We start from the raw sequence: 23,165 nt of genomic DNA, 5'->3' as shown, positions 1-23,165 counted from the left end.
TAAACTGCGGCGATGACGGCGTATCGGATCCTGGCCGTGGACGACGATCCGGCCATCCTGCGCTCGCTCCGCCGTGGCCTGCGGCTGGAGGGCTTCGCCGTGGACACCGCGGAATCGGGGCGGCAGGCGCTCGAGCGGGCGGCCGGGCGGCCCGACGCGATCATCCTCGACGTGTCCATGCCGGAAATGTCGGGCATCGAGGTGTGCAGCCGATTACGTGAGTCAGGGTCGCAGGTGCCGGTCCTGATGCTGTCGGCCATGGAGGAGGTGGCCGACCGCAGGGCCGGGCTGGCGGCGGGGGCCGACGACTACGTCGTCAAGCCCTTCGACCTGGGAGAACTGGTCCTGCGCCTGCGCGCCCTGTTGCGCCGCGCCGGACGCGCCCCGGGCACGGCGGTACGGGTCGGGCCGCTCGTCGTCGAGCCGGACGCGCGCCGGGTCACGTTGCGAGGCCGTGAGGTGGAGGTGACGCGGCGGGAGTTCGACCTGCTGGAGGTGCTGACCAGGAACGCCGGCGTCGTGCTGACCCGGCCCGTGCTGCTGGAGCGCGTCTGGGGCTACGACTTCGAGGTGACCGACAACGCGGTGGACACGTTCGTCGGCTATCTGCGGCGCAAGCTGGAGACGGGCGGCGAGCCGCGCATGCTGCACACAGTGCGCGGCGTGGGGTTCGTGCTGCGAGAGCCATGAAGCTGTCCACGCGTTTCGCGCTCTGCCTGGCGGTCGCCATGCCGCTGCTGGTCGCGTTGGCCGGCCTGGTCGTGCTGGGGTTGGTCGCGCGGGACCTGCGCGACCAGCGTGACGAACAGCTCACGTCGCAGCTGAAGGCGCTGAGCCCCATGGCGGGGTCGTTCGCGTGGCGGGCCCGCGTGCTGCCTGCCGTACCACCCGGCTTCCTCCAGCAGCGGCTGGCCGCGGCTGCCGGCGCTGGAGGGGTGTGCGTCGCGGCGGGCGGCGAGAAACTCCTGGTCATCGGGGACGTACCGGACAGCCTGCCGTCCGGTGCCGGTCCCGGCGACCACGCCGAAGGGGCGCGGCATTGGCGGTTCGCGGCCGTCGAACTGGGGCGGCAGGGGGAGGCGCGGCTGATCCTGTTCGAGCCGCACGAGCGCCTCAGCGACCAGATCGCGCTGCTGGCCCACCGGCTGGTGTCCGTCACGCTGGCCGCCGCCGTCGTGGGCGTGGTCACGGGGCTGGCCCTCGGCAGGTTCGCCGTACGGCCGCTGTCGCGGCTGGGCGGTCAGGCTCGGGCGATCGACACACCCGCCCGTACGGAGACGCGCCTGGCGACCACGGCCGGCGTCGCCGAGATCGACGAGCTGGCCCGCCTCCTCAACGACCTCCTCGACCGGCGCGACGCGGCCGTGACCCGCACGGGCGAGGCCCTGGAGACCTCGCGCGCCTTCGCGGCCACCGCCGCGCACGAGCTGCGCACGCCGCTCACCAGCATGGGCACCAACCTCACCCTCCTGGACCACCCCGATCTCGGCCCCGCCGACCGCGCCGAGATCGTCGCTGACCTGGTCGCCGAGCACGGGCGCATCCAGCGCCTGATCACGATGCTGAGCCGCCTCGCGCGTGGCGAGCTGCTCGACGCCACCTCCTTCGCCGAGACCGACCTGGCGGCGATCGTCGACGAGGCGGCCGAGGACGCCCGGCGCCGCCACCCCCACGCCACGATCAGCGCCCGCACGGCTGAGGGCGCCCGGGTACACGGCTGGGCGGAGGGGCTGCGCCTGATCGTCGACAACCTCCTCGACAACGCCGCGGTCCACGGCGCCGACGCCTCCGGCCGCGCCGCGATCACCGTGACCCTGGATGTGGGGGAGGAGATCGCCCTCGCCGTCCAGGACACGGGCTCCGGCATCGCGCCGGAGCACCGCGACGCGATGTTCACCCGCTTCCGCCGCCGCTCCGGCAGCCCAGGATCCGGGCTCGGGCTCACGCTGGTCAGGCAGCAGGCGGCCCTCCACGGCGGCATCGCCACGCTGAGCGCCTGCCTCGAAGGCCCGGGGACACGCGCTGAGGTACGCCTGCCCATGACCGGCCAGGAACCCGCGCGATCCGCCGCACGGTCCTGGCTGGAGTAGCTCGTTTGCCAGAGAGATGCCAGAAAGGTGCGTCACGATCCGCCGGAGCGATCCTTCGGAGGAGATGACATGCGCATCATCCATTACGCGGCCGCGCTGGCGCTCATGCTGGCGGCGCCGGGTGTGAACGCGGCCTCGGCCAGGACCGCCGACGTGCTGAGACCGTCGGCACATCCGGTGGAGCTGCGTACCGCCCCGAGAGAAATCGCGGTGACCTACACCTACAAGGGGCAGGAACGAACCTTGGACGACTTCCTCAGCCGGACGAAGACCAACGGCTTCCTCGTGCTCGACGGCCAGGACATCGTCGTCGAACGCTACACCGGTGCCAGCCGGGTCACCCGGTTCCAGTCCTGGTCCGTGGCCAAGTCGTTCACCTCGGCCGCCGTCGGCATCGCGCTCGGCGAGGGGCGCATCCGCTCGATCGACGATCCCGTGGACAGATATCTGCCCGAGCTGGCCGGCTCCGGCTACGCCGGAGTGCCCATCCGCGCGTTGCTGCGCATGTCCTCGGGCATCGACTGGGACGAGGCACGAGACGCGCCGCGCCTGCAGGTCGCCGCCAACAAGGGTTACCCGATCAAGAAGATGGCCGCCCGGCAGGAGCGCGGGTGGGACTGGGGCGAGAGGTTCGAGTACACGAGCATGAACTCCTTCGTCCTGGCCCGGCTCGTCAGCAAGGCCACGGGGGTTGCGTACCACGACTACGTGGAACGGAAGCTCTGGCAGCCCGCCGGCATGGAGTACACAGCCACCGTGGGCAACGACTCGCACGGCGACGGTCTCGGCTACTGCTGCTACCACGCCACCGACCGCGACTTCGCCCGCTTCGGCCTGCTCTACCTGCGCGGCGGCAAAGCCAACGGCCGCCAGGTCGTGCCGGCCTCCTGGGTCAAGGCGTCCACCAGGCCGTCCCCTGCCAACCCCCGGTACGGCCTGCACTGGTGGCTCGGCGAAGGCGGGGACTTCACCGCCGCCGGGTTCGGCGGCCAGTACATCTACGTCTCTCCCCGACACGGCGTGGTCATCGTCAAATCGACCACCGCCGCGATTCGCCCCGACCAGGAAGAGGCCCTGACCGCCTTCCGCGCCGTGGCCGCCGAGGTGGCCAGAACCCGCTGACGCCGTGCTCTCCCGTCACGCGTGCAAGGCCACCGCACTACCTTGATCACCATCTGGACGCAGGAAGGGCGGGCCCGGCCGGTCGGCTCACCGGCCGGCCGGGATGAACAGCGTCGCCGGGCTCTCCACCGGCCGGCCACTCCGACCGCCTCCCGATCCCAGCGCTGACCCAGCCCGGATGATCGGTCGGCACGGCTCAGATTGTCGTGGAAACGACCACCCGGCGGTTCTTGGCGCGTCCTGCCGGATCGTCCGAGCCGTTCGACTTGGTGTTCGGCGCGACCGGCTTGGCCTCACCGTATCCTCGCGCCTTGAGCCGTGACCGCGCCAAGCCGCCCTCAGCAGCCAGCCACTCGACGACCGCCTGGGCTCGTCGTTCGGACAGCGGCTGATTGTAGGAGTCCTCGCCCTTGGCGTCGGTGTGCCCGTCGACGGCAATCGGCGCGCCTGCCTCTGCCTTCTCCTCGATCTCCTGGGCGATGCGCCTGAGCTCGGCGGCGGCCGCCGGCTTGATGGTTGCCTCGTCGAAGTCGAACAGCACGTCGGCCTTGATGCTGAAGGCGATCGAGTCGTCCCCCTGCAGGACCTCGCTCTTGCCGACCTCGTACGACTTCAGCTCCGCCGCCGGAATCTCCACCGCGCCCACCTCGACCGCGGGCACTTCGACCGCGGGCACCTCGACGGCGGGGACGCATTCGTTGCGATCGTTGCAGGCGCCCGGGCGGATCACAAAGGGCCGGATGATGAATGGTCTGATGATGACCGGGCGGATGATGAACGGCCTGATCACGTACGGCACGGTGCCCCCGGCCTTCGGTTCGACCTGGCACACCTCGGGCGTCGACACGCCTTCGGCGTGCTGCTCCTCGGCCCGTCTCCCGTCGGCCCGAACCGGGTCGAGCTTGATCCCACCCGCGTTGACGCCGGGAATTTCGACCGGCGGAATCTCCACGGCGGGAATCGACACCGGTGGGATCGACGCCGCGCCGAGGCAGCCTCCAGGGGCCGAGGCGATCTCGGTGCACTGGGCGGGAATGTGCAGGGCGGGGATGTCGACGCCGGGGATGGTGACGGCGGGAATGACCGTGCCGCCGACCTTCGCCTCCGGGATGACCACCGGGTCGGCATGCACCGCTGGGCTGTCCACCGCCGGGATGAGCTTCCCGTTCGGGCAGCTTGCCGGCTCGGCTCCGGTCGGTGTGGGCGCCGGCGAGGTCGGGCTCGTCGGCGGATCGGTCGTCGTGGTGGCACTTTGCGAGCTCGCGTTCGCCGGTGTCTGACGCTCCTCCCCGCCCCCACCGGTCGTACCAACGCCACACGCGGCCATCACCAGGACCAGCAATGGTGTCAAGAGCCATGTTCTCGTCATGATGGATCTCTCCGATGCTGCCCACATGAGCCTTGACGGTAGAACATCCACCTTCAGAATTCGCATAGTGCGCCGTTGACCGAGCTCGGCGAGCTTCAGGACACCTGCCTCGCACAGGCACAGGTGGCGAGCGGCGAGCCCGACCGTGCGGCGGCCGTCGCTCGCGAGCTCGGTATGCCACGTGTCCTCGCGGACGTGCGGCAGCAACAGGCCCACCTCACCGGCGACCCCGACCTGCACCACGAGGCACTGGCCATTCGCGTCGCCCACGGGCTGCGCACGTTCTGGGTGGACAGCCTGGACGCGATCGCCGCGAATCGCCTGTCGCACCGGCCGCCAGCAGACGGCGCCCGTCCAGTTGCCGGCCCAGCGGAGTGTTCGCACCGGTCGACGCCTGGAGTTCGGCCATGGTGCCGGGGGAAGGGGGTCAGGCTGCGCAAGCGGCGCGCACCTTTCCTCACCATTTTCACTGTATAGCAGATTCGCGCGCCTCATGAGGCGCCAGAAAGTGCTTCATACTTGCCCGTTGCGAACGACCCCAACGAACGATGGAGCAACGGAATTGGGCTACGTGCTGGGTTTCGAGCAGATCGACTCGACGAATGTCGCAGACGTCGGCGGAAAGGGAGCGCATCTGGGCGAGCTCTCCCGAATCGATGGCATCCGCGTGCCGGACGGCTTCTGCGTCACGACGGACGCCTTCCAGCGGGTCCTGGCAGAGGTGCCGTCGATCGACGCTCAGCTTGATCTGCTGTCGCGCGTGGAACCGGACGACCACGCGGCGATCCGCACCCTGAGCGCCGATGTCCGCCGCGCCGTCGAAGGTGCCGCGGTGCCCGACGATCTCGTCGCCGCGATCAGCGAATCGCTCGCCCGGCTCGGGGAGCAGGCCTCCTACGCGGTGCGTTCCAGCGCGACGGCCGAGGACCTGCCGACGGCGTCCTTCGCCGGCCAGCAGGATTCGTACCTGAACATCGTGGGGCCGGCGGCGATCCTTCGGCACGTCCGGCGGTGCTGGGCCTCGCTGTTCACCGAGCGGGCAGTGACCTACCGGCTCCGTAATGGCTTCGACCACCGGAAGGTACGGATGGCCGTGGTCGTACAGCGGATGGTGTTCCCGGACGCGGCCGGGATCCTGTTCACCGCGGATCCCGTGACCTCGAACCGGAAGATCGCCACCGTGGAAGCCGGTTGGGGGTTCGGCGAGGCGCTGGTCTCCGGTCTGGTCACCGGGGACGTCTACACGGTGCGCGACGATCGGGTCGTCACCGCAGCGGTCGCCACCAAGCAGCGGTTCGTCCAGGCGTCGCCGGGAGGCGGCACCCAGGACGTACCGGTCGAGCCGCGGCGGCAGGCGCGGCCGGCTCTGACGGATGCCCAGGTCGTGCGCCTGGTGCGGCTGGGCCGGCGTATCGAAGCGCACTTCGGCCGGCCCCAGGACATCGAATGGTGCCTGGTCGGCGACGACTTCCACGTCGTCCAGAGCCGGCCGATCACCACCCTGTTCCCCCTCCCCACGACCGATGACCAGGAGAACCACGTCTACATCTCCGTCGGTCACCAGCAGATGATGACCGACGCGATGAAGCCGCTGGGACTCTCCCTGTGGCAGCTGACGACTCCACGGCCGATGCACGAGGCGGGCGGACGGTTGTTCGTGGACGTGGCCCCCACCCTGGCGACGCCTGCGGGCCGCGCGAACATCCTCGGGGCCCTGGGGAAGTCCGACCCGCTGATCCTGGACGCGCTGCAGACCGTCCTCGACCGCGGCGACTTCATCCGCTCGCTTCCGGACGAAGATTCCGGCGCCGCCCCCGCACCCGCCGGCGCCGCACCCGCCGCCCCCGCACCCGCCGGCGCCGCTCCCTCCGGTGACTCACCCGCCCCGATCGAGACCGATCCGGCCGTCGTCACCGAGCTGATCCGACACAACCAGGCGTCGGTCGCCACCCTGCGGCGCGAGATCCAGGGTCTGTCCGGGCCGGCGCTGCTCGGCTTCATCCTGGCCGACATCGAGGAGCTGAGGCGCATCCTGTTCGATCGCCGGAGCTTCCAGGCGATCATGGCGGGGATGGAGGCGACCTGGTGGCTCAATGACCACCTCGAGGCGTGGCTGGGCGAGAAGAACGCGGCCGACGCGCTCACGCAGTCCGTCCCGCACAACGTCACGTCGGAGATGGGGCTGGCGCTCCTCGACGTCGCGGACACGATCCGACCGCACGCGGACGTCGTGGCGTTCTTGCACCGCGTCGTGGACGAAGGCCGCGAGGGCGACGGCTTCCTGGACGAGCTGGCCGGGCTGGCCGGCGGACGGGAGGCACGTGAGGCCATCCGGGGCTACCTCGACGAGTACGGCATGCGCTGCACCGGCGAGATCGACATCACCAGGACGCGCTGGAGCGAGGATCCCGTCACACTCGTGCCCACCATCCTCGGCAACGTCAAGAACTTCGAGCCGGGCGCCGGCAAGCGACACTTCGAACAAGGACTCCAGGAGTCACGACGGAAAGAGCAGGAACTGCTGACGCGATTGCGCGCCCTGCCCGACGGGGAGCAGAAGGCCGAGGAGACCAAGCGGATGATCGACCGCGTCCGCACCTTCGCCGGATACCGGGAGTACCCCAAGTACGGCATGGTCAGCCGCTATTTCGTCTACAAGCAGGCGTTGCTGCGGGAAGCCGATCGCCTCGTCCGGTCCGGCATCCTGCGCGAGAAGGAGGACATCTTCTTCCTCCGGTTCGAGGAGTTGCAGGAAGTCGTGCGCACCGACGACGTGGACGCCGAACTGGTTCGGGCGAGGCGGGAGGCGTTCCGGTCGTACGAGGCGCTCACACCGCCCCGGGTCCTCACGTCGGACGGCGAGGCCATCACCGGCCAGTATCGGCGCGAGGACGCCCCGCCCGGCGCGCTGGCCGGCCTCCCGGTCTCGGCCGGGACCGTCGAGGGCCGGGCCCGTGTCGTCACCGACATCGCCCGGGCCGACCTCGAGGCGGGCGACATCCTGGTCACCGCCTACACCGACCCCAGCTGGACCCCGCTGTTCGTCACCGTCGCCGGACTGGTGACGGAGGTAGGCGGCCTCATGACGCACGGGGCGGTGATCGCGCGTGAGTACGGCTTGCCGGCCGTGGTGAGTGTGCAGCACGCCACCCGGCTGATCCGGGACGGGCAGCGGATCCGCGTCCACGGCACCGACGGGTACGTCCAGATCCTCGACTGAACCGTCCCACCGGACCCCGCAGCGGGACGTCGACGCGGCGATCGCGACGCGCGCTGGGGCGCTGGGTGTCCGTCGTGATGGCAGGGCGTTTCGTGCGCCTGCGTTATCTGGTCGGGATCCGGTCGAGTTCCACCAGGCCGAAGCCCAGCTGGCTGTACAGCTCGAGCTGGTCGTAGTACTCACGGTGCGAGTCGATCTTGCCGTCGGAGACATGGGCGCTGCAGGTGGCTCTGATGGCGATGCGGCGGCCCGTTCCCGCTATCGTGCGCCCGTCGGGCAGCAGGAGCGGGCCGGTATGGGTGCCGGTGTAGGTCCATTCGGTGACGGCCGGGTTGTCGCAGTCGCCCAGCTCGAACCACGCTGCCATCTGAAAGTCCGGGAACCCCTGGAAGAGCTGCTGGTACAACCAGCTGATCTCGTCGTGTCCCTGCGCGACGCCCGCCGGCGTGACGAGGACGGCGTCCGGGCTGTAGCAGTCGAGCACGCCCTGCAGGTCGTGCGCGTTGACGGCGTCGCAAAATCGGTGTTTGAGCTCCCAGTAGGTCGACACGGGGCACCTCCAAGCGATTCGAGCGGGTGAGCGAGTCCGTACGCCCCGGCGAGCGTCACGGCCTGGGTGGAACGTACGGGAAGGTCGTGGTCGGGCGGCTGGTGACCGATTCCTGGTCGATCCCCAGCGTGACGGGTGTGTTGGCGGCGAAGGAGAACATGACGTCGGGCGCGTTGTCGGTCCGGGCACGGCCGTTCCAACAGCGGGTGGATCACCGACAGCCCGGCGCGGTCGATCGGTCGCCGGCCGCCCGCGTCGGTGGCCAGGCTCGCCGGCGCCCACACCCCGATCCGGCGGTCCTGCCCGGCGGCCGGAAGCAGTTCGGCGTCGTCGAGTTCCAGCGCGTCGCCGTTAGCGTCGATCTTGAACCCGTACCTGCCCTCGGGGTGCAGGCCGCGCGGGGAGCCCTCGCCGGCGGCGGACCGGCTGTGGTCGCTGACCAGGACGGTGCCGCGTTCCTTGCGGAAGACGTACAAACCGGTGATGTCCAGACGTGGGTCCTGGTGGGCGATCGGAGAGTCGAGGTGATGGGACATGGTGGCGCTCGTTCCTCTGGGCTCGGGTTCGGGAGCCGGCATGCGGGCATCGAGAGGCGTTCGGCCTCACGGATGTCACCCGCGCGGCCGCGCGTCCTCGCCGACGCTTTCGTCGTTCCTCTAAGTCTCGGCGCGAGGGGCTGGACGGCGCTGCCAAGCGCCCGTCAAAATCGCCTTCCCCGTCGGCCCGGTACGCAATTGCGAAGTCATCATCCGGTCGGTCTCGTCAAGTTCCAGCATGTTCGTGCCCGCCGTTTCCCTTGGGGCCGTCGTCGTCACCGGCGGCGGACCGTGTTCCAACCAGAACGACCCTCCGTTGCGCGTCGTTGTTACGGATGTAACATGGGAGTGTGGCGGACAAGCCGGATGTGTCGGGCTGGTTGCTGGTCAGCGTGTCCACCGCCGGGGCCGCCCCGACCCTGCGCGTGCAGGTGTGGCGCAAGTTGCGCTCGCTGGGCGCGCTGTATCTGCAGCAGTCGGTCTGCCTGCTGCCCGAGCGCGAGCAGACCGTGCGGCAGATGCGCCGGCTGCTGGACCGGGTGCACCAGCAGGGCGGCTCCGGCCGGATGCTCCATGTGGCGCTCACGGATGTGGGCGAAGAGCGGCAGATCGTCGGCGAGTTCAACGCTGCCCGCGATGCCGAATACGCCGAGGTGCTGGAGCGGCTGCCTGCCTTCCGGCAAGAGCTGGCCGCGGAGCGGGCCCGGGGCCGGGCGACGTATGCCGAGGTCGAGGAGTCCGAGGCCGACCTGGAGCGCTTTCGCTCCTGGATGGCCAAGATCGCGGCCCGTGACTACTTCGCCGCCCCGGCCGGTGCCGTGGCGCGGGCCGCGGTCGAGGACGCGGCCGCCGATCTGGCCGCCTTCGAGCAGGCCGCGCTCACGGCCGAAGACCCCGCCGAGGCGATCGAGACCGGCGAGCAGGAAGGCGGCCGGCGGTGACCGGAGCGTGGGGATGGGATCTGCTGATCGGGCTCGCCGTCGCGTTGCTGGTCGCGTGGCTGGCGCTGATCGCGATGCTGGCGATCGTCCGGCCGCGCGGCGGGCTGCTGCGTGAGGCGCTTCGGCTGCTGCCGGACGTGCTGCGCCTGGTGCGGCGCCTGGCCGCCGACCCCGACCTGCCCCGCGGTGTCCGCGTCCGGCTCGTCCTGCTGCTGGCCTATCTGGCCTTCCCGATCGACGTGGTGCCCGACTTCATCCCGGTCCTGGGCTATGCGGACGACGCCATCATCGTGGTCGCCGTGCTGCGCTCGGTGGTGCGCCGCGCCGGGCTGCAGGCCGTACGCCGGCACTGGCCCGGCACCGACGACGGCTTCACCGTCCTGACCCGGCTGGCCGGGCTCGGCAAGCCGCCGGCCGTTCCCTGATCCCACCATGGACTGCACGCTCGGCTCGTTCAACGACGTCGGGCCCCGGGACGTCACCTTCGACACCGGCGGCTCCCTCGACTTCGCCGGACGCGCCGGAATCGAGCTCGGCGGGCCCGAGCAGGGAAGGGGCGGCGAGCGTTGTGGCAGGTGGAGCCCTGTGACCGTACCGCGATGCTGAACGCACCTCGGGGTGCCGCCGTTCTGGAGTTGCGGCTGACGCGACGTCAGGTCATAGCGTCCCTGCTGTGACCGAACAGTGCTGGAAGATCGGGGAGCTCGCCACCGCGACCGGGCTGACAGTGCGGACCTTGCGCCATTTCCACCAGATCGGGCTGCTGTGTCCGGCCGGCCGCTCGCCGGCCGGTCATCGCCTCTACACCGGCGATGACGTACGCCGCCTCTACCGGATCCTGGCGCTGCGCGAGCTGAACATGCCGCTGGGTGAGATCGCGAACCATTTGGACGGCGACGGCGCCGATCTGCCGGCGGCCATCGAGCGGCAACTCGCCCAGGCCGAACGGCAGATTGAGCTGCACCGCAGGCTGCACCGGCAGCTCCAAGGTCTCGTCCAGGCTCTGCGCGAGGCCCGTGAGCCATCGATCGACCAGCTCATCCAGGCAATGGAGGCGATGATGCAGGCCAAGCACCTATCTCCCGAACACTTCGCCAGCCTCAGGCGGCGGCACGTGGAGGTCGGCGACGCGGGGTTCGCCCGCTGGCGCGATCGCATGGCGGAGCTGGCCGCGCGGGCGGCCGAATATGCCGAGCGCGGCACGGACCCGGCCGATCCAGAGGTTCAGGACCTGGCGGGGGAGTGGTTCACGGCGGTCACCGAGATGACCGGGGACGACAGGAGCGTGCTGTCCGCGCTCTACTCCAAGATCGATCGGCAGGGGGCGGAGGCCGCGACGAAGGGTCTGCTCACGACAGCGGCCTGGGAATACCTCAAGCGGGCCTTCAGCGTGGGCTTCGGAGGCTCCCGGTGATCACGGTGCGCGACGCATGAGGCGCGGCCGGCCCCGTTCGCTGCCACCACGACGGCCCGGCCGGCACAAGGAAAGCACGGTCTGGTCGAAGCGCGACATGAAGGGCCTCGGGTCCTCCGGCAGGACCGGCCCGCGCCAACGTCGCCGGACGAGGTCCCGCGCTCGCCGCAGGAGCCTTCGCGCCCGGCCCGCTCAATTCAGGTCGGACAGGTCGAGTACGAAGCGGTAGCGGACGTCGTTGCGACGGAGGCGGTCGAGGGCCTCGTTCACCTGGGCCGAGGGGAGCAGTTCGATCTCGGCGGTGATGCCCTTGGCGGCGCAGAACTCCAGCATGGCGGCGGTCGCAGGACGGCCCCCGCTGCCTGCGGAGCTGAGTTTCTTGCGGCCCAGGAGCAGGTCCATGGTCTCCACGGAGACCGGTCCGAGATATCCGAGGCTGCTGAGCGTGCCGTCCATGGCGACCAGGCGCAGATACGGGCCGAGGTCGTGCGGGGTGGCGATGGTGTCGATGACGACGTCGAACCCGTCTCGGGCCGCGGCCATCTGTTCCGGGTCCGTGGACACGACGAACGAGTGGGCGCCGAGACGGCGTGCGTCGTCGGCCTTGTCGGGTGAGCGGCTGATGACCGATGTGGTGGCGCCGAGGGCCACGGCCATCTTGACCGCGAGATGCCCCAGGCCGCCCAGCCCTGCCACGGCGACGCGGCTGCCGGGACCCACTCCCAGAGCGTGCAGTGGTTCCCAGACGGTGACGCCGGCGCAGAGCAGAGGAGCCGCGGCGGCCGGGTCCAGGCCAGGGGGAAGCGGGTAGACGAACCGGTCGCGGACGACGTACTCGCGGGAGTACCCGCCCAGAGTGGTCGATCCGTCCTGCCGGTCGGTGCCGCCGTAGGTCAGGGTCGGGAAGGAGTGACAGAAGTTCTCCTGACCGGCCCGGCACATGGGGCACTCGCCGCATGAGTCGACGATGTTGCCGACCGCGACCCGGTCGCCGACGGAGAAGCCGGTGACCGCGGGCCCGGTCTCGGTCACCACGCCCGTGAACTCGTGCCCCGGCACCAAGGGACCCGCCGCGCCGTCGTGGTCCCGGAGCGCATGCACGTCGGTGTGGCAGACGCCGCAGTAGTCGATCTGGACCGCGAGATCGTCGGGGCGCAGGTCGCGGCGCTCCAGCAGCGTGCGCCGCAGCGTCGCCGTCGGGCCGTCCACCTGCCAGCCGGTTGTCGTCCGCATGACATCACTCCTTAAACAGACTGTTCGGTCTATTGGATCGTACGCACACTCCCTCGAGTAAACAAACCAACTGTTCTGTCTGGTAGCGTCGTGGGCATGGCGGACCAGCCTCTGACCTCGCGTGGAGCCGCGACTTACCAGCGCATTCTTGATGTGGCAACCCAGGAGTTCGCCCAGCACGGCATCGCCGGTGCGCGCATCGAACGGATCGTGGCCGCTGCGCGCACCAACAAGGCCCAGCTCTACGCCTACTTCGGCAACAAGGAAAAGCTCTTCGACACCATCTTCTTCGGCTCGCTGGAGCGGATCGTGAACGTCGTCCCCATCGACGCCGCCGACCTCGCGGACTGGGCCGTACGCCTCTACGACGAATACCTCCGCCGCCCCGACCTCATCCGGCTGGCCACCTGGGCGCGCCTGGAGCGCCGGCCGACCGGCCACCTCGTGGAGGACCACGACCGCCTCGAGGATCACAAGCTGCGTGCCATCGCCGAGGCCCAAGCCGCCGGGCGAGTGCGCCAGGGAGACCCCTTCGACGTGATGGCCCTGGTCATCGCCATGTCCATGGCCTGGTCACCGGTCAGCAACGTCTACGCGGCGACTGCCGAGGAGCCCGCCGAGACGCACGAACAGCGCCGCACCCTGCTCCGCGAATGCGTCCGGCGTGCCCTCGCGGCCGACTGACCACCGGTAGTGCACGGCGTCACCCCTCACCGGTGCCGGCTGGTCGAGCCGGAAGCTCGTGGAGAGGGTCACCGGAGAGAGCTACGCCGAGGTCAGCGGTAGCCGGTGGTGTCCGCCGGTCTGCCCGGGTCCTGGACCTCCACCAGGTAGCGCCAGCAGTCCGGTTGTGAGCCGTCCACGTCAGTGAAGCCGTACTCGCGGGCCAGCCCGCCGCTGGACAGCGACTGGCCGGTCCAGCGCATGGCGTCCGGGTCGCCCGCCAGCGCGGCCACGGCGCGGCCGACGTACCGGGGTGACTCGGAGATGGCGAAGTGCGGCTCGCGGGCGGTGGCGTCGCGCCAGTTGTCCTCCCTGACCTGGAAGTGGTCCAGCATGAGCTCCGACCTGAGCCACCCGGGTGTCAGCGTCACGGCCGCGCACTTGTACGGACGCAGCTCGTGCGCCTGCGCGAATCCGAGCCTGATCACGGCGCTCTTCGCGTGGTCGTAGAAGAACGAGACGCGGTAGTTGTGGTCGTTGTAGTCCTTGGTGCCGTCGGTCATCTCCACCACCAGGCCGCCCGGCCGCTTGATCAGCAGGGGGAGGGCGTAGTGGCTGGTGATGATGTGGGTGTCCACGGCCAGTCGGAGGAGGCGGAGGCCGCCGTTCAGGTCGTGTTCCCACAGGGGTGTGTCCCATTGGGCCAGGAGCTCGCCGCCCCAGATGTCGTTCACGAGGACGTCGAGGCGCCCGTGGTCACGTTCGATGCGCTCGACGAGGGACTTCACCTGGTCGTGCTCCAGGTGGTCGACCTGGACGGCGATGCCCTCGCCGCCCGCCCGGTTCACCAGGTCCGCGGTCTCCTCGATGGTCTCCGGCCGGTCGTACTCGGATCGGCTCCGGTGGGTGGTGCGGCCGGTCACGTAGACGGTGGCGCCGGCCGCACCCAGCTCGACGGCGGTGCCGCGGCCGGCGCCCCGGGTCGCGCCGGCCACGAGGGCGATCTTGCCCCGCAGATCCGGGATGGTGGTGTTCATGGTGCGAAGCTAACGAGAAAAGCCGACAACGAGTGTCATGTTCTGAGCGTGGCGAACTCCTGACGTTGAGTAGTCGACGCCGGTCGGAGCGGCGGCGGCCGGCACCGCTGCCGCGAACCCTGGGAAGTGACGTGTCACAACGGGCGCAGGTGCTCGATCGTGACGTGGTGCCGCTCGGTCAGCCGCTGGGCGATCAACGAGCGGTGGCAGGCCTCGGGGTCACGCTCGACACAGAGCAGCGCTGCGATCCCGCTGCCCGGCAGCTCCGACACGATCACCGTGAGGTCGGCGCGGTCGAGGATCTCGGTGGTGTAGCGGCGGGTGTACTCGGTGGCGAGTTCGCGGCGCGAGCGCTTGCCGACCCCTTGGCGGTCGTCCTCGGCGTACTGGAGCCGGCGTAACTCGGTGGTCGGGGCGAGCTCGGGGTGGTGCTCGTAGGCGATCCGAGCCTGGGCCAGGGCGGCCTGCAGCCGGCGTGAGTTCGCCCAGGCGTACTCGGGTCCGCGGACACCGCGGCGCTGGCGTACGTCGAGCAGCAGGCGGACGTCCGCGTGCCGCAGGCGTTGCAGGAAGGACTCGCCGCCGAAGCCGTAGACGCCGATCGTCACCATTCTGAGCACCGGAAATCACCCACCCGTCGTCCGCTCGTGCCGCCTCCGGCAGCCCTGCCGGAGGCGGCGAGGTCGCATCACGCGACGGCGGTCCCCTCAAGCTCGACCATCAGATCGGGGATCGCCAGCCGTGCCACCCCGAGCATCGTGGTGGACGGTGCCACCCCGGCAGCGCCCAACCGCGACGCCAGCACGCCGTAGTGCTCGAAGAGCCGATCGACGTCGGTCGTGTAGACGTTGAGCCGGACGAGGTCCGCGAGGGACATGCCGGCCTCGCCGAGCACGGCCTCCAGGTTGTCGAGGCTCAGCGCCAGCTGCGCCGCCATGTCACCGGGATGCTGGGGCTTGCCGTCGCCGCTCATCGCGGTCTGCCCGGCGCAGTAGAGGGTCCGGGTGTGCCCGGAGACGATCTCGCCCTGGTTGTACCCCATCTCCACCGACCACGCCCACGGGTTGACCGCCGTTCGCTCCATCGCCACATCAGCTCCATTCGGTTCGTTCGACATTGCGTACGCCCATCGGCGCGCCGGCGCCCCTGGTCGTGGTGATGAGCCTCCCAGCAAACCACGACATCCTGTGTCGTATATTCCGGTAACGTTCTCGCATGCGCGCCGACCGGCTGGTCTCGCTGGTGCTGCTGCTGCGGCAGCACGGCCGGCTGTCCGCGGCCGCGCTGGCCCGCGAGCTGGAGGTGTCCACCCGCACCGTGCTGCGCGACATCGAGGCGCTGTCCGCGGCCGGAGTCCCGGTCTACGCCGAACGCGGCCGGCACGGCGGGTTCGCGTTGTTGCCCGGCTTCCGGACCGAGCTCACCGGACTGAACCACGATGAGGCCCTTGCGCTCCTGGTCGCCGGATCGCGGCGCGGCGCGCAGGCATTCGGCCTCGGCTCGGCGCTCGCCTCGGCGATGCTCAAAGTGGTTGACGCGCTGCCCGAGAGCTATCGGGACACCGCGGCCGGCGCGTCCGAGCGATTGCTCATCGACCCGGAGACCGACCTCCTCTCGCGCCGCCTGGTCGATGAGGAGGTGCCGGACGCCGTCGTGGCCGAGGTCCTGCGCGCGGTGTTCGCCGGGCACAAGCTGCGCATCCACTACGCGGCCCTGGACCGGACCCCGAAGTGGCGCACGGTGGACCCGATCGGCCTGGTCACCGTGCGCGACCGGGGTTACCTGCTGGCCACGAGGTCCGGCGCGGACCGCACCTACCGGCTGTCCCGGATCCTGGCCGCCGAGGAACTCGCCGAGCCCGCACAGCGGCCGGACCGGGTCGATCTGGACCGGGCCTGGCAGGAACGCAGCACGCGGTTCCGGACCGGGGGCGACCAGGTCACCGTGCTGGTACGGGTGCACCCGGCGCGGCGGGAGGACCTGGTGGGCACCGCGCTGGCCGTCCGCACCGAAGAAGCCGACGCGGACGGCTGGCTGCGGCTGGAGGTGACCTTCCAGGATCCGAGACACGCCGAATGGGCGCTGTGGCAGCTCACCACGAACGCGGAGGCCCTGGCCCCGCAGTGGCTGCGCACCTCCCTGCGCGACCGCGCCGCCGCGATCGCCACCCGCTACGGAGAGTCATCCTGAGAGTGGGCAGCCGCCGGCGCGTTTCGGAACCACCATCAACGCGGCGCGTAGGCCTTCGGCAGCCGCATGCCGCGCTCGGCCATGAGCTCCCGGACGCGGTTCGGGTAGTCGGTGATGATGCCGTCGACGCCCATGTCCATGAGCGCCGCGATGGTGGCGGGGTCGTCGCAGGTCCACGGGATGACCTTCAGGCCACGCGCGTGCGCGCTCGACACCATCGCGGGATCGACGTAGAAGCGGAAGCCCGGGTCGCCGATCTTCCCGTTCTGCGGGAAGCCGTAGACCGGAGAGAGCGCCGTGACACCCGGGACGGCGGCGGCCGCCCTGACGAAGTCGCCGCCGAAGTCGTCGGCGTCGATCCCGCCGAGCCACGGGGAGGCGCCCGGCTTGCCCACCTGGAGGAAGTCGTAGTTGGTCAGCGCGACCAGCGGCCAGCTCGGCGCGAGCCGGTGCATCTCCTGCAAGGCGCCCCAGTCGAAGGACTGGATGGTGACCTGCTTCTCGATGCCCGAGGAACGGATCTCCTCGTACACCCGGCGGACGAACAGCGCACGCGGCGCGGTCTGCTCCGGCGCCCCCGCTTCGACCTTGGTCTCGATGTTCAGCTTGACCTGCTTGGCCTTGTAGCTCTTGACGAGATCGAACACGTCCTTGAGCTCGACCATCCGGAAGCCGCGGACCACCTCCTGCTCGGGGAAGCCGGGTAGCTGCTGGTATCCGCAGTCCATGGTCTTGAGCTGGGCCAGGGTCAGGTCCTTGATGTACTTGCCGACGTACGGGTACATCGGGTCGCCGGGCGTGACGGGCGCCGTGTCACGACATTTCTGGCTGCTGATCTGCCGATCGTGGTTGACGACGACCTTCTCGTCCTTGGTGACGTGGGTGTCCAGCTCCAGGGTGCTGACCCCGAGACGCAGGGCCTTGGCGAAACCCTCGAGCGACTCCTCGGTCGTCATACCGAGGCCACCGCGGTGGGCCTGCAGGTCGAAATGGGTCTTCTGGGGCAGCACGCCGGGATCTGTGGTCGCCGACGCGTGAGCGGCTGACGGCACGGCGAGCGCGGGCACGATGGCCAAGCCTGCCAGGACATGGCGGAGGTTCAACGGAAAATCCACTCAGTGAGGTAGAAAACGACCTTCCGGAGCGTAGATTTCCGGCCGACCCGCAGCGCGGCGGTGCCGTGATCAAACTGTGAACGTTCAAGGAACGTCAGGTCATGGCGCCGAGCTGCGTGCGTACCTTGGCGAGGAGGTCGTGGGGGAGCGGGGCGTAGCCGTACAGGGGGAGGTAGGACTGACCGGCGTCGCTCGCGGTGTAGTTCAGGAAGCTGAAGACCAGCGGGTCGGAGTTGTTCGCGCAGACGATCTCGTACGTGACCAGGATGAGCGGGTAGGAACCGGGGGCCGTGCTCAGATGGTCCAGCCGCACGATGAGATCATCCTTGCTCCCCACGCTCCGGGCGCCTTCCACCGCCTTGCTGGCGCTCTCCTGCGAGAGCGCGACGAACTGCCCGGCGGCGTTACGGATCTTCGCGACCTTCAGCCGGGCATTGCTCGCGGAACCGTATTCCACGTACCCGATCGCCCCCCGGGTGTGCTGGACCGCCTGCGTGATGCCGCTGGTGCCCACCACACCCTGCCCGGAACCGGTCCATGTCATGGACGGCGGGTGCGGCCATCGGCCGGCCGCCTTCAGGAAGGAGAGGAAGTTGTGGGTGGTGCCGGAGTCGTCGGAGCGGTGGAAGACATGGATGCCGGTGCGCGGCAGGCGGCTGCCACGGTTGTCCGCGGCGATCTGCGGCGCGTCCCACCTGGTGATGCGTCCGCTGAAGATGCCGGTCACCGTGGTCGGTGAGAGTTTCAGATCCGGTACGGACGGCAGGTTGTAGGCCAGCGCGATCGGGCCCACGACCATGGGCAGGTGCATGGCGCGGCCGCGACAGCGCCGGTCGGCCTGCACCTGTTCCTGGGGGCTCATCGGTACGTCGGAGCCGGCGAACGCGCTGCGGCCGGTGATGAAGTCGCGGATGCCGGCCCCCGAGCCGTTGGCGTCGTAGGCCACCCGCAGCCCGGGATGGACGCGCTGGAACTCGGCACGCCAGGCGTCCATCGCGCCCATTTGCGTCGTCGATCCGGAGCCGCGGATCGAGGCGACGATCGGCGCGCTGCTCCGCTTCTTGTCGGTGTTGAGCAACAAGGCCACGCTCGCCATGGCGACTGCGGCCGCGATGACGATGGCGGCGGCCACGACGGCCCCGGCGATCCAGGTCGACCTTGCCATTTTTCTTAGGTTAGGGACAGAGCGGCGTGCAGCGCCCCTGTCCCGTCTCAAGTTTCGGGTTCGAACGGTTTTATCGTCGTCAAGTGCTGGTCAGCGATCCCCGTCCGACCCGCCGCGTCCACGGTCGCGGCGGATGTAGGTCGCCGTCTCGGCGACGTCCGTGTCGGCCAGAGCGAGGACGCGGGCCCGGGGGTGTGCCGCACGCGCCATGCGGGCGAGGACGTGCCCCGGGGGCGCCTGGACGAACAGGGTGGTGCCGAGTTCGCCGAGCAGGGCGATCGCGTCGCGCCATCGCAGGGTGCCCGCGATGCTGCGGGCCAGGTCGTCGAGGACGGCGTCGGCGTCGTGGAGGAGGCGGCCGGTGGCGCCGCTGAGGTACGGCACGGCGAGGCGGCGCCGGGGCACGGTCCCGAGGTGGGCGGCCAGGGCGTCGGCGACGCCGGCGAGCAGCGGGCAGTGCGACGGCACGCCGATGTCGAGGCGCTGCACGCGCCGGGCGCCGGCCCGCTCGGACGCGGACGTGAGGCGCTCCAGCGCGCGCAGGCTGCCGGAGACCACGACCTGCTGATCGGTGTCGACGACGGCGACGTAGGCGGGATCGTTCACCGTAGTGATCATTTCGACCACGCGCCTGACCTGCGGGACGCCCAGCCCCAGGACAGCGGCCATGCCGTACCCCGAGGGGTAGGCGTCGAGCATCAGCTCACCGCGCAGCCGCACGGCCTCGAGGGCCTCGCCGAACGTCAGCGCCCCGGCGGCGACCGCCGCGGGGAACGCCCCGACGGAGTGTCCCGCCACGGCGTCAGGAGTGCCACCCTCGTCGGCGAGCGCCCTGGTGGCGGCGACCCCCGCGATGCAGAGGGCGGTCTGCGTGGTGACCGTCGACCGCAGCGCCCGCGCGCCGTCCTGCCGGGAGGAGCCGGGCAGGAGATGTTCGGCCTCGGCGAGGGTCGCGGTGACGGCGGGGCGGCCGGGCAGGTCATGCAGCATCCCGGGGCGCTGGGTGCCCTGGCCCGGGTAGAGGAAGGCGACCTTCAGGCCGGTGTCCACGGATCGTCCACCAGTTCGGGGCCGTGCCAGGTGCGGGCCATGACGGGGCCGCCGGTGCGGGCCCACTCGGCGAGGCTGACCCCGCCGCTCGGCGTCTCCAGCTGGCAGTCGACCGGACGGGGAAGGGTGCCGAACGCGGCCAGGAGCCGGGCGGCCAGATCGGGCGGCATCCGGTGCGGGGCCCGGATCAGCAGGTCCACATCGCTGTCGCGGTGGGTGACCGGGTGCCCGGTGGCGAGTTCGAAGCCGACACCGCCGATCGGTCCCCAGGTGGCCCCGTCGCCCACGTCGGCGGACAGGCGCAGCTCGGCGGCGGACAGCGTGGCGGCGAGAGCGTCGGACAGCCGGGGCGGGCCCCGCCGGTTCAGCTGCTCGGGCGGCACCCGGCGGAGCACCGCCGCCTCGGGGACCAGCGCGGCGTGGCGCTGGCAACGCCGGGCCCCGCGCACGCCGACCGGGATCAGGCCGGGCGGATGCGGCGCCCGCCGTACGACCGCCCAGGGACAGGCGGCGAGCGACGCGGAGGCCCAGCCGGGGAGCGCGGCGTCGGGTACCGCGCCTGCCCTGAGCCGTAGCAGATCATGCGGGCGCGGCGTCAGTCCCATTGGGCGGCCAGCGCTTCGCGGATGCGGCGCGAAGCCGTCCTCGTCTGCTGGGCGCCGGGCGAGGTGAGCCGGTTGCTCAGGTCGCGGGGACCGCGGCGGGCACGCTGGACGGCCGCGGTGAGCGCGTCTTTCGCCCGCCGGACGTCCCTCTCGGTCGGATCGTCGGCGTCGTCCACTTTCAGCAGGTCGTCGCACAGGCCGAGCTTCGCCCAGTCGGCCACGTCGTACGACAACGGGGGGACCCGCTTGGCCAGCTCGTCCAGCTCCGCCACGGACCGCAGGGTCACCTTGGCCGCGGCCTGCTTGTGCATCGCGTGGATCACCACGCCCGGGTCGTCGAGCGCCAGGATCTGACTGGCCTGCAGGCCGTGCGCGAGCAGGCCGCCGGAGAGCGCGGTTCCGACGACGAGAGTGATCACGGGGTGGCCGGTGGTGCGGGCGCGGGCGTAGGCGTCCACGGCGGCCGCCAGCGCGTGGTGGAGCCCGGCCAGCTCCTCGACACGCCCGTACGCCTGGCTGGGCAGGTCGACCACGGCGACGACAGGGCGGCGGCGGTCGTCGGGCAGCGGCGAGTCCTCGGCGACGACCGCGGTCACCGCCTCGGCGAGGGCGAGTCCTTCACGCAGGCCGACCTCGCCCTTTCTGGCGCGGTGGTAGGGGCTGCCGGGGTCCGGGACGACGGTGACCAGACGGGCGGTGTCGTCACCCAGCCTGCTCTCCGCCGTGATCACGGACGGTACGGCGGCGTCCACGGGCCCGTCGGCCAGCGCGCGCGTCCAGTTCAGGCCACGGCTCATCGTACGGCTCCCTTCCGCGGCGTGGCCCCGGCCCAGACGTCCGCGAGATCGGCGGGCTCGGGCGGGCGGGCCGGGTCGAGCGCTTCGAGGCGGGCACGCAGCTCGGCGATCCCCTGTGAGCGGTGCTCGGCGGGGACGCCCTGCCGCACGGCCTCGATCACGGCCGACCGCAGTGCGGTGACGTCGTCGAGGACGAGCGCGTCCGCCAGGCCGGTTCTGACGCGCTGCCTTCCGCCGTCGATCGACCAGATGAGCGCGTGGTCACCGGCGTCGAACTCGGCGACGCCGGCCTCCGACTCGATCACTTCGGGGCCGTCGAGCCCGAGCCGGCCCTCCTCGGTCATGATGAGCCTGGTGCACAGCCCGGCGGCGATGCTCATGCCGCCGAAACAGCCCAGCGCCCCGGCGATGACGCCGACGACGGGCTGGAGGGCGCGCAGTTCCAGCACCGCCGAGCACACCTCGGCCACCGTGGCCAGGCCCAGGTTGGCCTCCTGCAGCCGTACGCCTCCGGTCTCCAGCAGCAGCACCGCGGGAGTCGGGGTGCCGTCGCGGCTGTCGCGGGCGGCCAGGGACAGCGCCGCCGCCATCTTCACGCCGGAGACCTCGCCGATGCCGCCGCCCTGGAAGGCCTGCTCGATGGCGATCACGACCGCGGGCCGTCCGTCGAGCCCGCCCTTGACCACGATGACGCCGTCGTCGCACTGCGGGACGACGCCCTGGGGCTCCAGCCACGGTGACTCGATACGGTCGAAGGGGCCGCACAGTTCGCGGGCGGTGCCGTCGTCGAGCAGCGCCCTGGCCCGCTCCCTGGCAGCCAGTTCGATGAAGCTCGTACGACCGAGCATCGCCGGCCAGTCGGTCAGCGTCATACGTTGCCCTCCTCGATGGCCTGCCGCAGGCGCAGATGGACGACGCCGGGCGTGGCTCCGGAATCGTTGAGCTCGAAGCTCGCGGCGACGGGGTGGCGGGCGAAGAAGCGCTCCAGCACGGTTCGCCACACCGTGTCGAACCCGTCCACGCTGGTGCGCACGCTCACCCGCACGCGGGCACCGTCGGTGGGCGTCATGAGGATCTCCAGGTCTCCCGAGCCCACGACGCCGACGTGCGTCCGCCGGGCGGCCGGGAGATGCGCGGGAAACTCGTACGTCAGCGTCTGCATGTGAGCACCTCCTGCTCGGCGCCGGCAGGGCGGTCCGGCCACCGGATCATGTCGAGAAACAGCGCGGCGGCCAGCAGGTCGCCGCTCCCGCCCGGGGACAGCCGCCGCCGGCGCAGCAGCCCGTCCAGCGTCAAGAGCGCCGCGCGGCCGTGCTCGGTGCCGGCGCCTCCCTCGGCCAGCACCCGCTCGGCCCCCGCCTGGACGAGCCGGAGACCGTCGCGGCCGCCACGGTGCAGGACACAGGTGTCGTCCAGGAGGCTCATCACGTCCAGCAACGCGTTCAGCCGGGCCACCTCCTCGGGGAGCCCGGCGGCCCTGCAGCGGCGCAACCGCGGCAGTGCCACGTAGATGACGTGCGGAAAGGCTGCTCGTGCCTCGCCCACCGCGCCGGGCGAGCCGTAGCGCCGCCGGACCCGCTCTCCGTGGGAGGGCGCCTGCGCCGGCGCCCGGCGGTCGGGCGTCGCGGCCAACCGGCCCGCGGCGCGGGCGGCGGCCGGCGCGTCACGCGCTCCGCCGGCGACGGCGGCGACCAGCAGCCCCAGCGCCCACAGCGCGCCCCGATGGGTGTTGACGCCGCCGGTGGCCCGCGACATCGCCCGCTCCGCCTCGCGGCCGAGCAGGCCCAGCTCCTCCCGGAGGCCCACGCCGGGTGCCGTGCGCCCGGCCGCGCAGGCGATCTCCGCAAACGCCGGGCGCAGCGCCTCCGCGGAGGCCAGCAGGAGCGGCAGGTCCATGTCGTCGTGCGCGCCGCCTCCGCGGCGGTCGACCAGGCCGGGTTTGGGGCTCAGCCGGGCCTCGGCGCGCAGCGCCCGCACCGCCGTGTCGGCGAGCGCGGCGGGCGCGGCGGGCGCGGCGGGCGCGGGCGCGGGCGCGCGCACCTCGAACCGGTCAGCGGTCACCACGCGA

General features: G+C 71.1%; 24 protein-coding genes. 10 read left to right on the top strand and 14 right to left on the bottom strand.

Features of this window, described 5'->3' with window-relative positions:
• Positions 1 to 12 precede the first annotated feature (12 nt).
• The 3 genes from AB0J69_RS48175 to AB0J69_RS48165 all read left to right on the top strand — a co-directional run bounded on the left by AB0J69_RS48175 (position 13) and on the right by AB0J69_RS48165 (position 3,212).
• Entirely contained in the window at positions 13 to 690 is a 678-nt protein-coding gene (locus AB0J69_RS48175) for a response regulator transcription factor (protein WP_364132556.1), read from the top strand.
• Positions 687 to 2,090 carry a HAMP domain-containing sensor histidine kinase gene (locus AB0J69_RS48170; protein ID WP_364132554.1) on the top strand — a complete coding sequence of 468 codons (1,404 nt, stop codon included), beginning with the start codon at positions 687 to 689 and terminating at the stop codon, positions 2,088 to 2,090. Before AB0J69_RS48175 ends, AB0J69_RS48170 begins: the two co-directional genes overlap by 4 nt.
• 69 nt (positions 2,091 to 2,159) lie before the next feature.
• Positions 2,160 to 3,212: a serine hydrolase gene (locus tag AB0J69_RS48165; protein ID WP_364132552.1), complete on the top strand. Its 1,053-nt coding sequence runs from the start codon at positions 2,160 to 2,162 to the stop codon at positions 3,210 to 3,212.
• A 196-nt stretch (positions 3,213 to 3,408) separates the two neighbouring features.
• On the opposite strand, the gene AB0J69_RS48160 is transcribed toward AB0J69_RS48165, so the two are convergent.
• On the bottom strand, positions 3,409 to 4,851 hold the full coding sequence (locus AB0J69_RS48160) for an OmpA family protein (RefSeq protein ID WP_364132551.1): 1,443 nt from the start codon (positions 4,849 to 4,851) through the stop codon (positions 3,409 to 3,411).
• 301 nt (positions 4,852 to 5,152) lie between these two features.
• On the opposite strand from AB0J69_RS48160, the gene rph reads away from it, so the two are divergent.
• On the top strand, positions 5,153 to 7,801 hold the full coding sequence (rph, locus tag AB0J69_RS48155) for a rifamycin-inactivating phosphotransferase (protein ID WP_364132584.1): 2,649 nt from the start codon (positions 5,153 to 5,155) through the stop codon (positions 7,799 to 7,801).
• 103 nt (positions 7,802 to 7,904) lie between these two features.
• Here rph and AB0J69_RS48150 read toward each other — a convergent pair whose 3' ends face one another.
• Positions 7,905 to 8,351, bottom strand: a complete 447-nt coding sequence (locus tag AB0J69_RS48150) for an ester cyclase (RefSeq protein WP_364132550.1) — start codon at positions 8,349 to 8,351, stop codon at positions 7,905 to 7,907.
• Positions 8,352 to 9,237: 886 nt separating this feature from the next.
• Between AB0J69_RS48150 and AB0J69_RS48145 the strand changes: the two genes are divergently transcribed.
• From AB0J69_RS48145 to AB0J69_RS48130, 4 genes are all read left to right on the top strand, one after another.
• Positions 9,238 to 9,828 (top strand): Chromate resistance protein ChrB, encoded by a 591-nt coding sequence (locus AB0J69_RS48145; protein ID WP_364132548.1) that lies wholly within the window; start codon positions 9,238 to 9,240, stop codon positions 9,826 to 9,828.
• Positions 9,825 to 10,253: a DUF1232 domain-containing protein gene (locus AB0J69_RS48140; protein ID WP_364132547.1), complete on the top strand. Its 429-nt coding sequence runs from the start codon at positions 9,825 to 9,827 to the stop codon at positions 10,251 to 10,253. Before AB0J69_RS48145 ends, AB0J69_RS48140 begins: the two co-directional genes overlap by 4 nt.
• Before the next feature lie 7 nt (positions 10,254 to 10,260).
• Positions 10,261 to 10,434 carry a hypothetical protein gene (locus tag AB0J69_RS48135; RefSeq protein WP_364132546.1) on the top strand — a complete coding sequence of 58 codons (174 nt, stop codon included), beginning with the start codon at positions 10,261 to 10,263 and terminating at the stop codon, positions 10,432 to 10,434.
• A 67-nt stretch (positions 10,435 to 10,501) separates the two neighbouring features.
• On the top strand, positions 10,502 to 11,242 hold the full coding sequence (locus AB0J69_RS48130; protein WP_364132545.1) for a MerR family transcriptional regulator: 741 nt from the start codon (positions 10,502 to 10,504) through the stop codon (positions 11,240 to 11,242).
• A gap of 192 nt (positions 11,243 to 11,434) precedes the next feature.
• Here the strand turns inward: AB0J69_RS48130 and AB0J69_RS48125 are convergent, their stop codons facing one another.
• A complete protein-coding gene (locus AB0J69_RS48125) occupies positions 11,435 to 12,475 on the bottom strand; it encodes an NAD(P)-dependent alcohol dehydrogenase (RefSeq protein WP_364132543.1) in 1,041 nt (346 codons plus the stop codon).
• A 96-nt stretch (positions 12,476 to 12,571) separates the two neighbouring features.
• Between AB0J69_RS48125 and AB0J69_RS48120 the strand changes: the two genes are divergently transcribed.
• A complete protein-coding gene (locus AB0J69_RS48120; protein WP_364132541.1) occupies positions 12,572 to 13,159 on the top strand; it encodes a TetR family transcriptional regulator in 588 nt (195 codons plus the stop codon).
• Positions 13,160 to 13,251: 92 nt separating this feature from the next.
• Here the strand turns inward: AB0J69_RS48120 and AB0J69_RS48115 are convergent, their stop codons facing one another.
• From AB0J69_RS48115 to AB0J69_RS48105, 3 genes are all read right to left on the bottom strand, one after another.
• A complete protein-coding gene (locus tag AB0J69_RS48115) occupies positions 13,252 to 14,175 on the bottom strand; it encodes an SDR family oxidoreductase (protein WP_364132539.1) in 924 nt (307 codons plus the stop codon).
• 134 nt (positions 14,176 to 14,309) lie between these two features.
• Complete coding sequence (locus tag AB0J69_RS48110; RefSeq protein WP_364132583.1) at positions 14,310 to 14,786, bottom strand: DUF488 domain-containing protein; 477 nt, start codon at positions 14,784 to 14,786, stop codon at positions 14,310 to 14,312.
• A 77-nt stretch (positions 14,787 to 14,863) separates the two neighbouring features.
• On the bottom strand, positions 14,864 to 15,259 hold the full coding sequence (locus tag AB0J69_RS48105; protein ID WP_364132582.1) for a RidA family protein: 396 nt from the start codon (positions 15,257 to 15,259) through the stop codon (positions 14,864 to 14,866).
• A gap of 131 nt (positions 15,260 to 15,390) precedes the next feature.
• Here AB0J69_RS48105 and AB0J69_RS48100 point away from each other — a divergent pair, with 131 nt between their 5' ends.
• The gene (locus tag AB0J69_RS48100) at positions 15,391 to 16,365 is read left to right on the top strand and encodes a WYL domain-containing protein (RefSeq protein ID WP_364132537.1); all 975 of its coding nucleotides are present in this window, start codon (positions 15,391 to 15,393) and stop codon (positions 16,363 to 16,365) included.
• 35 nt (positions 16,366 to 16,400) lie between these two features.
• Here AB0J69_RS48100 and AB0J69_RS48095 read toward each other — a convergent pair whose 3' ends face one another.
• From AB0J69_RS48095 to AB0J69_RS48060, 8 genes are all read right to left on the bottom strand, one after another.
• Positions 16,401 to 17,432, bottom strand: coding sequence for a glycerophosphodiester phosphodiesterase family protein (locus AB0J69_RS48095; protein WP_364132580.1), 1,032 nt, complete (start codon positions 17,430 to 17,432; stop codon positions 16,401 to 16,403).
• Between the two features lie 142 nt (positions 17,433 to 17,574).
• Positions 17,575 to 18,645 (bottom strand): phosphate ABC transporter substrate-binding protein PstS, encoded by a 1,071-nt coding sequence (gene pstS / locus AB0J69_RS48090; protein ID WP_364132535.1) that lies wholly within the window; start codon positions 18,643 to 18,645, stop codon positions 17,575 to 17,577.
• A 90-nt stretch (positions 18,646 to 18,735) separates the two neighbouring features.
• On the bottom strand, positions 18,736 to 19,695 hold the full coding sequence (locus AB0J69_RS48085) for an acyltransferase domain-containing protein (protein WP_364132533.1): 960 nt from the start codon (positions 19,693 to 19,695) through the stop codon (positions 18,736 to 18,738).
• Positions 19,680 to 20,300: a malonate decarboxylase holo-ACP synthase gene (locus AB0J69_RS48080; protein ID WP_364132532.1), complete on the bottom strand. Its 621-nt coding sequence runs from the start codon at positions 20,298 to 20,300 to the stop codon at positions 19,680 to 19,682. Before AB0J69_RS48080 ends, AB0J69_RS48085 begins: the two co-directional genes overlap by 16 nt.
• The gene (mdcE, locus tag AB0J69_RS48075; RefSeq protein ID WP_364132531.1) at positions 20,291 to 21,097 is read right to left on the bottom strand and encodes a biotin-independent malonate decarboxylase subunit gamma; all 807 of its coding nucleotides are present in this window, start codon (positions 21,095 to 21,097) and stop codon (positions 20,291 to 20,293) included. The genes AB0J69_RS48080 and mdcE overlap by 10 nt, the downstream gene beginning before the upstream one ends.
• Entirely contained in the window at positions 21,094 to 21,969 is an 876-nt protein-coding gene (locus tag AB0J69_RS48070; RefSeq protein ID WP_364132530.1) for a biotin-independent malonate decarboxylase subunit beta, read from the bottom strand. The genes mdcE and AB0J69_RS48070 overlap by 4 nt, the downstream gene beginning before the upstream one ends.
• Entirely contained in the window at positions 21,966 to 22,259 is a 294-nt protein-coding gene (locus AB0J69_RS48065) for a malonate decarboxylase subunit delta (RefSeq protein WP_364132529.1), read from the bottom strand. The genes AB0J69_RS48070 and AB0J69_RS48065 overlap by 4 nt, the downstream gene beginning before the upstream one ends.
• Complete coding sequence (locus AB0J69_RS48060) at positions 22,247 to 23,161, bottom strand: triphosphoribosyl-dephospho-CoA synthase (protein WP_364132527.1); 915 nt, start codon at positions 23,159 to 23,161, stop codon at positions 22,247 to 22,249. The genes AB0J69_RS48065 and AB0J69_RS48060 overlap by 13 nt, the downstream gene beginning before the upstream one ends.
• Between the last annotated feature and the right edge of the window lie 4 nt (positions 23,162 to 23,165).

Source organism: Nonomuraea sp. NPDC049709 (genome assembly GCF_040674815.1).
Lineage (GTDB): Bacteria > Actinomycetota > Actinomycetes > Streptosporangiales > Streptosporangiaceae > Nonomuraea.
This window is presented reverse-complemented; position numbering and strand designations above follow the sequence as displayed.

Bases quoted from the DNA above. Each gene is read 5' to 3' on its own strand.
- AB0J69_RS48165 (WP_364132552.1), top strand. From the start codon at position 2,160: ATGCGCATCATCCATTACGCGGCCGCGCTGGCGCTCATGCTGGCGGCG.
- mdcE (WP_364132531.1), bottom strand. From the start codon at position 21,097: ATGAGCCGTGGCCTGAACTGGACGCGCGCGCTGGCCGACGGGCCCGTG.
- AB0J69_RS48170 (WP_364132554.1), top strand. From the start codon at position 687: ATGAAGCTGTCCACGCGTTTCGCGCTCTGCCTGGCGGTCGCCATGCCG.
- AB0J69_RS48110 (WP_364132583.1), bottom strand. From the start codon at position 14,786: ATGGTGACGATCGGCGTCTACGGCTTCGGCGGCGAGTCCTTCCTGCAA.
- pstS (WP_364132535.1), bottom strand. From the start codon at position 18,645: ATGGCAAGGTCGACCTGGATCGCCGGGGCCGTCGTGGCCGCCGCCATC.
- AB0J69_RS48115 (WP_364132539.1), bottom strand. From the start codon at position 14,175: ATGAACACCACCATCCCGGATCTGCGGGGCAAGATCGCCCTCGTGGCC.
- AB0J69_RS48120 (WP_364132541.1), top strand. From the start codon at position 12,572: ATGGCGGACCAGCCTCTGACCTCGCGTGGAGCCGCGACTTACCAGCGC.
- AB0J69_RS48125 (WP_364132543.1), bottom strand. From the start codon at position 12,475: ATGCGGACGACAACCGGCTGGCAGGTGGACGGCCCGACGGCGACGCTG.
- AB0J69_RS48100 (WP_364132537.1), top strand. From the start codon at position 15,391: ATGCGCGCCGACCGGCTGGTCTCGCTGGTGCTGCTGCTGCGGCAGCAC.
- AB0J69_RS48080 (WP_364132532.1), bottom strand. From the start codon at position 20,300: ATGGGACTGACGCCGCGCCCGCATGATCTGCTACGGCTCAGGGCAGGC.
- AB0J69_RS48070 (WP_364132530.1), bottom strand. From the start codon at position 21,969: ATGACGCTGACCGACTGGCCGGCGATGCTCGGTCGTACGAGCTTCATC.
- AB0J69_RS48065 (WP_364132529.1), bottom strand. From the start codon at position 22,259: ATGCAGACGCTGACGTACGAGTTTCCCGCGCATCTCCCGGCCGCCCGG.
- AB0J69_RS48175 (WP_364132556.1), top strand. From the start codon at position 13: ATGACGGCGTATCGGATCCTGGCCGTGGACGACGATCCGGCCATCCTG.
- AB0J69_RS48105 (WP_364132582.1), bottom strand. From the start codon at position 15,259: ATGGAGCGAACGGCGGTCAACCCGTGGGCGTGGTCGGTGGAGATGGGG.
- AB0J69_RS48135 (WP_364132546.1), top strand. From the start codon at position 10,261: ATGGACTGCACGCTCGGCTCGTTCAACGACGTCGGGCCCCGGGACGTC.